At 66.9% G+C, this 12,066-nt stretch carries 10 protein-coding genes; 3 read left to right on the top strand and 7 right to left on the bottom strand.

Annotated features, from left to right (window positions below):
• Positions 1 to 7 precede the first annotated feature (7 nt).
• The 3 genes from ACH107_RS14245 to lptF are packed head-to-tail and all read right to left on the bottom strand — an operon-like array spanning position 8 to position 4,412.
• On the bottom strand, positions 8 to 2,206 hold the full coding sequence (locus tag ACH107_RS14245; RefSeq protein WP_412506391.1) for an LPS-assembly protein LptD: 2,199 nt from the start codon (positions 2,204 to 2,206) through the stop codon (positions 8 to 10).
• The gene (gene lptG, locus ACH107_RS14250; RefSeq protein ID WP_412506392.1) at positions 2,203 to 3,294 is read right to left on the bottom strand and encodes an LPS export ABC transporter permease LptG; all 1,092 of its coding nucleotides are present in this window, start codon (positions 3,292 to 3,294) and stop codon (positions 2,203 to 2,205) included. Before lptG ends, ACH107_RS14245 begins: the two co-directional genes overlap by 4 nt.
• Positions 3,291 to 4,412, bottom strand: coding sequence for an LPS export ABC transporter permease LptF (gene lptF / locus ACH107_RS14255; RefSeq protein WP_412506400.1), 1,122 nt, complete (start codon positions 4,410 to 4,412; stop codon positions 3,291 to 3,293). The genes lptG and lptF overlap by 4 nt, the downstream gene beginning before the upstream one ends.
• A gap of 148 nt (positions 4,413 to 4,560) precedes the next feature.
• Here lptF and ACH107_RS14260 point away from each other — a divergent pair, with 148 nt between their 5' ends.
• Together ACH107_RS14260 and ACH107_RS14265 are read left to right on the top strand one after the other, a co-directional pair.
• Positions 4,561 to 6,039 carry a leucyl aminopeptidase gene (locus tag ACH107_RS14260; RefSeq protein ID WP_412506393.1) on the top strand — a complete coding sequence of 493 codons (1,479 nt, stop codon included), beginning with the start codon at positions 4,561 to 4,563 and terminating at the stop codon, positions 6,037 to 6,039.
• Between the two features lie 2 nt (positions 6,040 to 6,041).
• The gene (locus ACH107_RS14265) at positions 6,042 to 6,515 is read left to right on the top strand and encodes a DNA polymerase III subunit chi (protein WP_412506394.1); all 474 of its coding nucleotides are present in this window, start codon (positions 6,042 to 6,044) and stop codon (positions 6,513 to 6,515) included.
• Positions 6,516 to 7,028: 513 nt separating this feature from the next.
• Here ACH107_RS14265 and ACH107_RS14270 read toward each other — a convergent pair.
• Both ACH107_RS14270 and ACH107_RS14275 read right to left on the bottom strand, forming a co-directional pair.
• Positions 7,029 to 7,463 carry a hypothetical protein gene (locus tag ACH107_RS14270; protein ID WP_412506395.1) on the bottom strand — a complete coding sequence of 145 codons (435 nt, stop codon included), beginning with the start codon at positions 7,461 to 7,463 and terminating at the stop codon, positions 7,029 to 7,031.
• 233 nt (positions 7,464 to 7,696) lie between these two features.
• On the bottom strand, positions 7,697 to 8,608 hold the full coding sequence (locus ACH107_RS14275; RefSeq protein ID WP_412506396.1) for a LysR family transcriptional regulator: 912 nt from the start codon (positions 8,606 to 8,608) through the stop codon (positions 7,697 to 7,699).
• Positions 8,609 to 8,701: 93 nt separating this feature from the next.
• Between ACH107_RS14275 and ACH107_RS14280 the strand changes: the two genes are divergently transcribed.
• On the top strand, positions 8,702 to 9,955 hold the full coding sequence (locus ACH107_RS14280) for a M24 family metallopeptidase (protein WP_412506397.1): 1,254 nt from the start codon (positions 8,702 to 8,704) through the stop codon (positions 9,953 to 9,955).
• A 47-nt stretch (positions 9,956 to 10,002) separates the two neighbouring features.
• Here the strand turns inward: ACH107_RS14280 and ACH107_RS14285 are convergent, their stop codons facing one another.
• On the bottom strand, positions 10,003 to 11,646 hold the full coding sequence (locus tag ACH107_RS14285; protein ID WP_412506398.1) for a CTP synthase: 1,644 nt from the start codon (positions 11,644 to 11,646) through the stop codon (positions 10,003 to 10,005).
• Positions 11,647 to 11,819: 173 nt separating this feature from the next.
• Positions 11,820 to 12,066, bottom strand: a 247-nt coding sequence (gene secG, locus ACH107_RS14290) for a preprotein translocase subunit SecG (RefSeq protein WP_412506399.1), incomplete at its 5' end; no start/stop codon positions are given.

A 12,066-nucleotide genomic window follows, 5' to 3' on the forward strand; every position in this document is an offset into this window, starting at 1 on the left:
ATGCGTCCTATTTCCTGCATGTCCTGACGTAGCTTTTGTCGCGTGTCTTGGCGGTGAACCCCCGCAGCCCCACCGTCAGGCTTATGTTCGTCGACGGTTCGAGAATAGTGGAAGAGGTGAAGCGACGCGAGGCCGAAAGCGAGATGTCCACGCATTCGTTGGTGTAGGTCAGCCCCAGCCCGGCGCGGATGCTGCTGTCGCTGGCGGCGTCGTAGCGCCATTCCGCGCTGCCCGTCCAGTGACGCGACAGCCGGTAGCTGCCGTCGAAGGACCATTCCGACACCGTGTTGGGACGGGCCTCGGCCGGGTCGTTGCTGAGCCATATGTAGGTGGCGCCGATATCGGCCTTCTCGTTGCGCCAGCTTGCGCGGGCCTCGGCCTTGGTGGTGTCCAGCCCGTCGTCGAACACGCTGCGCGCGGTCAGTGTCATGCCGCCCGGTGTCTTGACCTGACCGGCCACCAGCATGTCCGAGAACCTGTCCTGCAGGCCCGAGGACTTGGTGAAGCTCGTGCCGCCGCGCGGCTCCAGCGGCGTCTCCTCGCGGATCACCTGCCCGAAGGCGAGCGCGCTTTGCCCGCCGCCCGCGCCGTAGCGGGTCCATTTCAGGCCGATGGCCCCGCTCGTGCCCCGTTCGCGCCGGTCGGGCGCGCTGAAGCGGGACAGGGCGAACAGGTTGCCCTCGTCGAACTCGATCCGGGTGCTTTCGTCGTTGGGGATGTCGGGATTGCTGCCGCCCGTCCAGGCGAATTGCAGGACAGGCTCGATCACGTGCGATGTCCCGCGCGCCGTGGACTTCATGAGTGGCCAGCGCAGCTTGACGGCCGCGGTCGGGGTGATCTCGGTGGCGGACGAGCGGCTGGTGCCGCCGGCTTGCCGGATCCGGTGGGAATCGATCGCCACCCCGGTCCGGAAAGAGCCCAGCACGCCGCCCGGCAGCACCCAGCTGCGCCGCCAGTCCGCGCTGGTGCTCAGCCGCGTGACATCGCGACCGTCGGCGAAACTGTCGAAATCCGGCCCGTCCGTGACGAGGTCCGAGGAGCGGAAATGACTGTGCGCCGAGGCCGAGACGAACAGCTCGCCGCCCGGTCCCTGCGGGAAGACCCGGCGTTCGTAGTTGGCGTCGGCAACGATGGTGGGCAGCGTCGAATTGTCCTCGTTCGGGCGCAGCGAATGGAAATGCGTCAGCGCGCCGCGAACGTGTTCGTCGCGCCGCGTGCGCGCCACGGCGATCTCGCTGTCGAGGCGGTCCTTGTCGGAATAGTCGTAGTCCAGCAGGAAGGTGTCGTCGTTCACCGCCTCGACGTCGAAGGTCAGCCGGAAATCGCGGGGCAGGTCGAATTCACCATCGGCAAAGACATAGGCCCGGCGGCTGCGCGTGCCCAGGTCGTCGTCGGCCACGGCGCCTGTCACCTCGATCCGGCCGTTGCGGAAGGCCTGCCGGTACCGGAATTCGAGGGTTCGCGTCTCGTTCGTCCAGAAAGGCGTGAGGGTGAGGTCCTTGTGGTCCCCGATCCGGATGAAATAGGGCACCTTCAGCCCGAAGCCGAGCAGCGTGGAGTTGTGCAGCGACGGGATGAGAAAGCCGCTGGCGCGTTCCAGCGTCGGATCGGGCAGGCGCAGCCGCGGCAGGTAGAAGATCGGCGTGTCCAGCACCCGAAGCTGCGCGTCGTCGAAATAGAGCTGGCGTTCCTGCTGGTCGTGGATCACCCGGCGCGCCCGGATCTGCCATAGCGGCGGGCGGCCCGTCTCGCAGACCCGGCAGGATGTCACGGCGGCCTTGTAGAGCTGTGAATAGCGTGCCTCGATCCGGCGCATTTCGTGCGCGGCCAGTTGCAGCTGGTTGTCGAGCACCACGCGCGCCCCGCTCAGCAGGCCGTTGCGCATGTCGCGGTCAAGCTCGGCCGCGCCGGCAAGGATCAGCGTCGTGTCATTCTCGTGCAGCCGGATCGGCCCCTTGATCGTCAGCTTGTCGGCCTCGCGGTCGTAGATCACCGCGTGGGCTTCCAGCCGCCGCGCGCCCAGCATGGCCTCGACATTGCCTTCGGCGACAAGGTTGTTGTCGGCGGTGATGCGCACGTCGTCGGCGACCAGCATCGCGGCGCCGTTTTCGTCAGCGCTCGTGTCCCGCGGTTGCGCCGAGGCGGCCCGGGGCGGCGGCGCGAGCGTCAGCGCCGCAAGCAGAAGAAACAGCGCCAGCGCCTTCATCCGTCCTCCATGTGCAGCAGGATTCCGATGGCCAGCAGCAGCGAGGCCACGGGCGGCGCCCACGCCGCCAGCATGACGGGGATCTGTCCGTTCTCGCCGAGGATCTGCGCGAAGTTGCGCACGTAATGCAGCCCGAACCCCAGCATCACCGCGACCAGCACGGAAATGCCGGTGTTGGAAAGCCGCGTGTGCTGCATGGTAAAGGCCGACGCCACCAGAACCAGCGCGACCAGGAACAGCGGCCGCGACAGCTCCATCTGGAACCAGACGGCGTAGCGGCGCGCCGAGAACCCGGCCTCTTCCAGCTGGGCGATGAACTGCGGCAGGTCCCAGACAGGGATGAATTGGGGCTTGCCGAAACTGTCGATGATCCGGTCCTGGGTCAGCGCCGAGGGCAGTTCGTAGGTGTCCAGTTGCCGCGCCGTCGATTCCGGGTTGTCCCCGATAGATATATTCCACAGCTTGACATCGCGCATGCGCCACGCGCCCTCCGTCAGTCGCGCGGTGTTCGCGGCGATACGCCTCAGCGGTTCCCCGTCAGGGGAGAAGGCGATGAAGGTCGCGTCGTGCAACGTGCCGAGATCCGAGCTTGCGCGCCGGGCGTGAATGACGGTCTGGCCGTCGGAACTGCCCTGCCGCAGCCAGAGCCCTTCGGACGCGATGGCAAGGATGCTGGAGCCGCTGTCGAGATACCCGTTGACCAGATCGTTGTACCGCTTGGATGCGGCGGCGACGATCGGGTTGAACATGCTGACGGCGATCACCCCGACCAGCGCGGCCACGCTGACCGGGCCGATCAACCCGCGCAGCGCCGACCGGCCCGCCGCGCGCACGACCACAAGCTCGGACGACCGTGCCAGCCGCACGAAAAGCGCGACCGTCGCGAGGATCATGACCAGCGGCAGGATCTCGTAATTGGCATGGGGCAGGTTCAGGGCGACGATCTCGGCCACGCGGGCGAAGGGCAGGTCGGGGAAATCCTGCAATTCATCCACGAGGTCGATCAGCGCCAGGAGAACCGCGAACACCGCCGCGATCCCGGCGAAGGTCCAGAAGAACTTGCGCGCGAAGTAGAGGTGAAGGATCATGCCGCCCCCCTCGCGGGCCGCAGCCGGGCCCTGATCCTGTGCCACAGCCCCGGCCTGTCGGCCAGGGACAGCAGCGCCGCCGTCAGTGCCGCGCCCGTGGCCGCCGGCAGGTACAGCAGAGGCCACAGCGCCGCGTTGGCGAGCACGGGGCCCGACACGACGCCCTCGATCATCTTGATCATGACCAGCAGGAAGAACGCCGTCACGATCTGCCACCAGACCCCGAAACGGCTGAAATTGCCCAGCAGCAACGTGGCGAAGCCCACGGCCGCCGCGATGATGCACATCAAGGCCTGCGCGAAACGGCCGTGCACCTCGTACATGATCTGGCCGCCGGTGGCGCCGGTCCGGGCGGCGACGGACCCGGGACGCAGCAGCATGTCGAGGGTGTGCATGAACCCGACCTTGTCGAGGTCGATCGCGTCGCGCGTGATCAGGCTGCTGACATCGTAGGAGAAATCATCGAAATGCGTGGTGAAGAGGCGTTTGCCGTCCTGCCTGAGATTCTGGGCCAGACCGGACAGCATCACCAGCTTGGTTCCCCCGCCTTCCTGCACGAGGTAGGCCTTGGCCGAGGTGTAGGTCACCGGGTTGTCCTCGTTGCGCCTGTCCGACAGAAAGACGTTGTGCAGCTCGCCCTCGGGCGTGATGTCGCGGATGTAGAACGTGATCCCGGGGGCGGGATGGAGGAACTCGCCCTCGGTCAGCAGCTTGGCGGTGATGTTCTGGCTGACTTCCGCGCGGCGCAGCTTGAGCTGGCTGAGGCTGGTCGGGATCAGCAGATGCGTGAGCAGCGACATCATCAGCGCGATGATCGCGCCGTAGATCAACACGGGCCGGATCAGCCGCCACGGTGAATAGCCCGTGGCCTGCATCACCGTCAGTTCGCTTTCGGTGCTCAGCCGGTTGGTGACGTAGATGACCGCGGCGAAGGCGGCGATGGGCAGGACCACGCCGATCACGCCGGGCAGGGTCAGCGCCGTGAATTCGAGGAAGATCCATGTCGGCTGCCCGTCGCCGATCAGGCGGTCGAACATTCGCACGGCCTTGTTGATCCAGAAGATCGACACCAGCACGAGGGCGAAGAATCCGAACAGCACCATGAATTGCGACAGCATGTACCTGTCGAATCTGGTCACCCTCTTTCCCCCGAATGCAGCAGTCGTCGGCGGGAACCTATCGGAATTGGCCACCGGGGAAAACTGCTAACTGGCCAAGCAGGCGCAGCCGCGCTAGGACTCGGCACGAACAAGCAAGGAGAGCCCCATGACCTCACCGGTTTCCGTCACCTTTTCCGAGACTGATCTTGACGCCATCGCCGCCGCCGAGGGGCGCGTGGCGGTGATCGTCACGCCCGACGGCAAGATGGATTCGGCCGCGCGCCGGGTGAACCGGCTGACAAAGGGCGCGCTCAAGCGGCTGGTCGAGAGCGAGGCGTGGACAAGGGCGAAGCCGGGCGAGGTGACGACGCTGGCATGGCCCGTCGGCATGGCGGCCGAGGCGCTCGACGTGCTGTGCCTCGACCGGGGCGCCAAGCCCGACGCGGCGCGCAAGGCGGGTGTCGCGCTGGGCAAGCTGATGGGCGACAAGGACATGATGGTTCTGGCCGCGCAGCTGCGCCGCCCGGCTGACCTGACGCTGGGTATCGTGCTGCGCAACTATGCCTTCACCGCGCACAAGACGGACAAGGCCAAGACGGCCGGGCAGGGCGCGCTTGCCGTGATGGTCGCCAAGCCCGAGGAAACCCGCGCCGAGGCCGCCCCCGCGCTGGCCGTGGCGGAGGGCGTGTTCCTGACCCGCGATCTCGTCAGCGAGCCGGCCAACCACCTGACCACGTCCGAGTTCGCCGAGCGTATCGCCGGCATGGCCGAGCCGGGGCTGAAGATCACCATCCTCGACGAGGACGAGATGAAGAAGCTGGGCATGGATCTCTTGCTGTCGGTCGGCCACGGCAGCGCCAGCCCCTCGAAACTGGCGGTCATGGAATGGCAGGGCGGTCCCGATGACGCCGCGCCGCTGGCACTGGTGGGCAAGGGCGTCGTCTTCGACACCGGCGGCATCAGCCTCAAGCCCGCGCAGGGCATGGAGGAGATGACGATGGACATGGGCGGCGCCGGCGTGGTGACCGGCGTCATGCACGCGCTGGCCAAGCGCAAGGCGCAGGCCAATGTCGTGGGCCTTGTCGGGCTGGTCGAGAACATGCCGTCGGATCGCGCGACGCGTCCCGGCGATGTTGTTTCCTCGATGAAGGGCGACACGGTCGAGATCATCAACACCGACGCCGAGGGACGGTTGGTGCTGGCCGACGTGATGTGGTACGCGCAGCAGACCTATCAGCCGGCCGCCGTGATCGACCTGGCCACCCTGACGGGCGCGATCATCATCGGCCTGGGCCACGAAAAGGCCGGGGTCTTTTCCAACGACGACGCGCTTTGCGCCGATTTCCTGAAGGCGGCCGAGGGCGAGGGCGAGGGGGCCTGGCGCCTGCCCCTGGGCGAGAAGTACGACGAGCAACTCAAATCCGACATCGCCGACATGAAGAACGTGGGCGGCCGGCCCGCCGGGTCGATCACCGCGGCGCAGTTCCTGCAACGCTTCGTGCAGGAAGGGACGCCGTGGATTCACCTCGACATCGCGGGCGTGGCGCGCGTCGGTGCCGAGACGGCCCATGCGCCCAAGGGCGCGTCGGGCTGGGGCGTCATGGCGCTGAACAGGCTTGTCGCGGACCGCTTCGAACAGGGCTGAGAATGGGCGCGGCCTTCTTCTACCATCTCACGCGCCGCCCGTTGGAGGCGACGCTGCCCATGCTGCTGGACAAGGCGCGCGGCGCGGGCTGGCGCGTGGCAGTGCGCGGGGTGGCGGCCGAGCGGATGGAGTGGCTGGACCAGAAGCTATGGCTTGAGCCGGAGGAGGGATTCCTGCCCCACGGCCTCGCCGGGGGCGCGCATGACGCCGACCAGCCCGTGCTGCTGACCACCGCGTCCGGCCTGCCCAACGGCGCGGCCTGCGTGATGAGCATCGACGGCGCGGCCGTCACTGCCGACGAGGTGCAGCGGCTGGAGCGCACCTGCATCCTGTTCGACGGCCACGACGCGCAGGCCGTGCAGCACGCCAGAACGCAGTGGAAATCCCTGACCGACGCGGGCTGTGCGGCGCAATACTGGTCGGAGGCGTCGGGCAGGTGGGAAAAGAAGGCCGACAGCGCTGGCGCATCAGCCTGAGGAGGCCACGTGCCGTTTGACCCGCACGCCGAAAGAAGGGCCGCCCGTCCGGCCCCGGCCCTTTGCAGCAAGTGATGCAGGGCGGCGCTGAGGGCCGTACGGGACAGTCTGCTGACACGTATCGAGCTTCCGAACAAGTCTTCGGGAACCGGTTGCGATGAAGGTCGGCTGTGCGGAGGACGTGGACGTTTGACTTGATTTGCCGAGCCGCGCCGTCGCCGGGCCGCGGCACGGCGATCCGCCCTTCGAGCCTCTCGATTTATTTCGGCATCTGGCGCGCATCCTCGACACGGGGCGCCAAGGGTCACCCGATCGCTGGGCCGAGGGGGCGGCCCGTCGATGGCGCGGCGACCTTCGGCCTTGATCCCGCGCCCTTGGGTTTCTGCCGAACGGTCGTCATCAATAACCCGGCACCCGCCAACAATGGCCCGGAGCGGTCATTACGCCCCGAGCCACTGCGCGTCTCCCGTGCATCATCCGCTGCAAAGGGCCGCCCTGCGCATCACGACGTCTTCAGAACGACATGATCCGCGTGTTGTCAGCCAGCAGACGCTTGGCCATCGCCGGGGGCTTGGCGCTGCCCACGCCGTCGAGCAACGCGTCCATGCCTACCCCCTTGTTCGGCAGGTAGATCGCGCAGACCTCGACCTTGCCGCCCTTGGCCATGATCTTCTGCATCAGACCTTGCGGGCTCATCCCCTTGGGTTTCTGGGGCGCGGTGGCCCCGTCGGGGGCGTCCTTGAGGGCGAGGTCACCGCCGGGGCCGCAGAGCAGCGTGTAGGTGTTGGCGCCCTGTTGCAGGGATTGCATGGTCAGGACCATGCTCATCAGTTGTGTCTGCGGGTTGTCGCTGGTGACGATCGTCACCAGCTTCTGCGTGTCCTCGGCAGCGGCGGGGGCGGTCAGGCCGGCCAGCGCCACGAGCGCCGCGGTCAGTGTCTTGCGCATCGGTTGCTTCCTTTTCCATCAGGCGTTTCATGAAAATGTGACCCTGAAAGTCACATTTGAGCCGACCCTAGGAAAGCCCGCGGCGGCGGGCCTTGATCTGCGTCAAATACATTCTGGAAATTGAATTCGATTCTGCCGATCCCCGCACGCGTGGCCGTCGCGCGTCGGCCATGCGTGGGCATCGTGCCGGTGGGTTTGTCGTGGCGGAAAGCCGACCGGGGGCCGAGCGGGTGTCAGACCGGGCCACCGGCCTCGTCGAACAGGAACGCCCGTAGGTTGGCGGCCTGCGTGCCGAGCCGGGTGTCCTCGCGCTCCAGCAGCCAGTAACCCCGCCCGGTGGCCAGCGGGCCGGGCGCCAGCGGGCGGAGCCTGCCGCTTCGGATTTCATCACACAGCATCGGAAAGCTGCCGAGCGCGATTCCCTGACCGCGCAGGGCGAGGCCGATCGCGTGGGCATATGTGGCGCAGCCGGTTCGCGGCCAGTCCGATATGTCGGTCGCGCCGGGCAGGCGTGACCAGCGGTCCCAGCCGATCCAGTCGGGCCCGGAGCGGGGAAAATCGAGGAGCGGCACCTGCCCGCGCAACGCGGTGACATCGGTGCCCGCGCCCAGCCCGTCGCGCAGCGCCGGCGCGCATACCGGTTGCAGGTCCTCGGTCAGGATCGGCGTGGCCCGCCACCCGGGAAAGCGGCCGTCGCCGTAGATCAGGACAAGGTCATGAGGGTCCGTCAACAGTTCGGCCGGGCTGTCGGTGAGCGTGAGCGCCACGTCGCCGCCGCGATCCCCGAGCGCGAACTGCCGCAGCCGGGGTTGCAGCCAGAACAGGGCAAGCGCGTTCATGCAGGCCAGCCGGACGGCGGGGCGGGCCGGGGATCGTAGGTCGGCGATGGTCTGCGCGATGAAATCGAAACCCAGCCCGACGCGCGACACGAGCCTGTCGCCCTCGGGCGTGGTCCGTATGCCGCGGCCGTCGCGTGCCACAAGCTTGACGCCCAGCCAGTCCTCGAGCCCGCGCACGCGCTTGCTGACGGCGGCCTGGCTGACATTCAGCTCCCGCGCGGCGGCGGTGAAGCCCTGATGGCGGCCGACGCATTCAAGATACAGCAGGGCGTCCAGCGGGGGCAGTTTCCGTCGGTAATTACTCATGACTTCAAGTTACGAATTAAACGGCGAATTTCCATAATTTTATGACTTTGTGCTGGCTGGTATCATCACTTTGCACACAGAAAAGGATTGGTGATGGCGGAATTCGACTGGCACGCGGAACGCAGCGATTTGCACGGGCTGGCGCAACTGGACAGGGCCCCCGAGGGCGATATCGACATGGTCGCCGTTCGGCGCTACCGGCAGTCGCGCGTGCGGGCGGAAATGGCCGCGCGCGGCATCGCGGCGGTGATCCTGAGCGACCCTGTGAACATCCGCTACGCGACGGGCACGCGGAACATGCAGGTGTTCTCGACCCGCAACGCGCCGTCACGCTACCTGTTGATGACGGCCGACCGGGCCATCCTGTTCGAGTTCACGGGCTGCCAGCACCTTGCCGACGGGATCGAGACGGTGGACGAGGTGCGCCCGGCGAAAACCGCCAGTTTCGTCGCGGCCGGGCCCGATATCGCCGCGCGGGAACGTGTCTGGGCCGCCGAGATGGCCGACCTGATACACGACCTTGTCGGCAAGGGCGCGACGGTGGGGCTGGAACGGCTGAACGCCGGCACCGCCATCGCGCTGGCGGGGCAGGGGCTGCGGATCGTGGATGCGCAGGAACCGGTCGAGATGGCCCGCGCGATCAAGTCTGACGAGGAAATGAAATGCGTGATCGCCTCGCTTCGCGCGACGGAGATCGGCGTGGGCAAGCTGCGCGAGGCGGTACGGCCCGGGCTGACCGAGGCCGAACTGTGGTCGGTGCTGCACCTGTCGATCATCGCGCAGAACAGCGATTACGTGGAAACGCGCCTGCTGAACGCGGGCGCGCGCACGAACCCGTGGTTCCAGGAAACCTCGGACAACCTGATCGGCGAGAACGAGCTGATCGCGCTGGATACGGACGTGGTGGGCTGCCACGGATATTACGCCGATTTCTCGCGCACGTTCCATTCCGGGCCGGGCAGGCCGGCGGAGCGGCAGCGCACGCTTTACAAGGTCGCGCACGAACAGGTGCAGTACAACATGTCGATCCTGCGCCCGGGCATGAGTTTCCGCGACTATGCCGATGCGGCGTGGGACATCCCCGAGCGGTATTACGCCAACCGCTATTACCTCAGCGCGCATGGTTGCGGCATGACGGGGGAATATCCCTATCTGTATCACCACGGCGATTTCCCCGACGCGGGCTACGACGGTGAAATCCGGCCCGGCATGACGCTGTGCGTCGAAAGTTATATCGGCGAGGAGGGCGGCAAGGAAGGCGTGAAGCTGGAACAGCAGGTGTTGATCACCGACAGCGGCATCGAGCTTCTGTCACGGTTCCCGTTCGAGGACGCGTTGCTGCGCTGACGCGGCGGGGGTGTGCAGGCGGGGCAGCGCGCCCCGCCGCACATGGGTCAAACCAGCCGCGAGGTTTCCATCGCCGCACGCACGAAATCCGCGAAGAGCGGGTGCGGCGCGAAGGGCTTGGACTTGAGTTCGGGGTGATATTGCACGCCGATGAACCACGGGTGATCGGGCCATTCCACGATCTCGGGCAGGCGGCCGTCAGGTGACATGCCCGAGAATTTCAGCCCCGTCGCTTCCAGCTTCTCGCGATACTTGGTGTCGACCTCGTAGCGGTGGCGATGGCGTTCGTCGATGAGGTTCGTGCCGTAGATGCCGGCGACGCGGGACCCTTCGGCGAGGACGGCGTCGTAGGCGCCAAGGCGCATCGTGCCGCCCTTGTCATCGGACACCTTGCGGCGGACCTTCTCGTTGCCTTGCACCCATTCCTTGAGGTGGTAGACGACCGGGGTGAAGCGTTTCCTGCCCGCTTCGTGGTCGAATTCCTCGGAACCGGCATCGTCGAGCCCGGCAAGGTTGCGCGCGGCCTCGATCACGGCCATCTGCATGCCGAGACAGATCCCGAGGTAGGGGATCTCGCGTTCGCGGGCGAACTGCGCCGCCTTGATCTTGCCCTCGGTGCCCCGCTCGCCGAAGCCGCCGGGCACGAGGATGGCGTGGAAGCCTTCGAGGTAGGGGGCCGGATCCTCGCGGTCGAATATCTCGGCATCGACCCACTGGACGCGCACGCCGACGCGGTTGGCCATCCCGCCATGCGTCAGCGCCTCCTTGATGGACTTGTAGGCGTCTTCCAGCTGGGTGTACTTGCCGACGATGGCGATGTTGACCGTGCCGTCGGTGTAGTGGATGCGGTCGGCCACGTCCTGCCAGACGCGCAGGTCCGGTCGCGGGGCCGGGGCGATCTGGAAGGCGTCGAGCACGGCCTGGTCCAGCCCCTCGCGGTGGTAGGCCAGCGGGGCCTCGTAGATCGAGCCGAGGTCGTAGGCGGCGACGACGGATTCCTTGCGGACGTTGCAGAAAAGCGCGATCTTCTCGCGTTCCTTGTCGGGGATCGGCTGCTCGGACCGGCAGACAAGGATGTCGGGCGCGATCCCGATGGATTGCAGCTCCTTCACGCTGTGCTGGGTCGGCTTGGTCTTGAGTTCGCCGCTGGCCGCGATGTAGGGCAGCAGCGTCAGGTGCATGAAGATGCATTGCCCGCGCGGCCTGTCGTGGCTGAATTGGCGGATCGCCTCGAAGAAGGGCAGCCCCTCGATGTCGCCCACCGTGCCGCCGATCTCGCACAGCATGAAATCGACCTCGTCATCGCCGATGGCGATGAAATCCTTGATCTCGTTCGTGACATGCGGCACGACTTGGATCGTTTTGCCGAGGTAATCGCCGCGGCGTTCCTTTTCCAGCACGTTGGAATAGATGCGTCCCGAACTGACCGAGTCGGTCATGCGGGCGGGCACCCCGGTGAAGCGTTCGTAATGGCCGAGATCGAGATCGGTTTCGGCCCCGTCATCGGTGACGAAGACCTCGCCGTGCTCGAACGGCGACATCGTGCCCGGATCGACGTTGAGGTAGGGATCGAGCTTGCGCAGCCGCACCGAGAAGCCGCGCGCCTGAAGCAGCGCACCGAGCGCGGCCGAGGCGAGCCCCTTTCCGAGGGAGGACACGACGCCGCCCGTGATGAAGATATACCGTGCCATATCCGTGGCATCCCCCGTGATTTTCAGCTTCGGTTTCGCAAGTCGGCTGAGCCATGCACGCAGTGGTTTTGCCCCAGCATCACGGGACCCGACCCATACAGGATTACGGCCCGCGGCGCAAGCTGGACGCAAGATGCTGTGGCGCCCCGCGGCGCGGCCTCAATGCGTGGTGGTCAATCCGCTGTCGGTGTCAATGGTGCGCTGTCATCGGCCGAGGGCGGCAGCAGGTCGTCGCCCTCGGGCACGGCCGGGCCGGGCGCGGTTTCGTCGGCCGGGGCGTCTGTCACGCGGTCGAGAACCGACGCGCCCGACGATTCCTGTGCCGCGATGATCGTCAGGGTCAGCGACGTGGCGATGAAGGCGATCGCGAGGCCCCAGGTCAGCTTGCCGAGCGCGGTGGCCGCGGCCCGGCCCGGTACG

The organism is Roseovarius halophilus (ex Wu et al. 2025) (assembly GCF_047086965.1).

Excerpts from the sequence above, each read along its gene's own strand:
- lptG (WP_412506392.1), bottom strand. The coding sequence starts at position 3,294 with ATGATCCTTCACCTCTACTTCGCGCGCAAGTTCTTCTGGACCTTCGCC.
- ACH107_RS14285 (WP_412506398.1), bottom strand. The coding sequence starts at position 11,646 with ATGGCACGGTATATCTTCATCACGGGCGGCGTCGTGTCCTCCCTCGGA.
- ACH107_RS14280 (WP_412506397.1), top strand. The coding sequence starts at position 8,702 with ATGGCGGAATTCGACTGGCACGCGGAACGCAGCGATTTGCACGGGCTG.
- ACH107_RS14265 (WP_412506394.1), top strand. The coding sequence starts at position 6,042 with ATGGGCGCGGCCTTCTTCTACCATCTCACGCGCCGCCCGTTGGAGGCG.
- ACH107_RS14260 (WP_412506393.1), top strand. The coding sequence starts at position 4,561 with ATGACCTCACCGGTTTCCGTCACCTTTTCCGAGACTGATCTTGACGCC.
- lptF (WP_412506400.1), bottom strand. The coding sequence starts at position 4,412 with ATGCTGTCGCAATTCATGGTGCTGTTCGGATTCTTCGCCCTCGTGCTG.
- ACH107_RS14275 (WP_412506396.1), bottom strand. The coding sequence starts at position 8,608 with ATGAGTAATTACCGACGGAAACTGCCCCCGCTGGACGCCCTGCTGTAT.
- ACH107_RS14270 (WP_412506395.1), bottom strand. The coding sequence starts at position 7,463 with ATGCGCAAGACACTGACCGCGGCGCTCGTGGCGCTGGCCGGCCTGACC.
- ACH107_RS14245 (WP_412506391.1), bottom strand. The coding sequence starts at position 2,206 with ATGAAGGCGCTGGCGCTGTTTCTTCTGCTTGCGGCGCTGACGCTCGCG.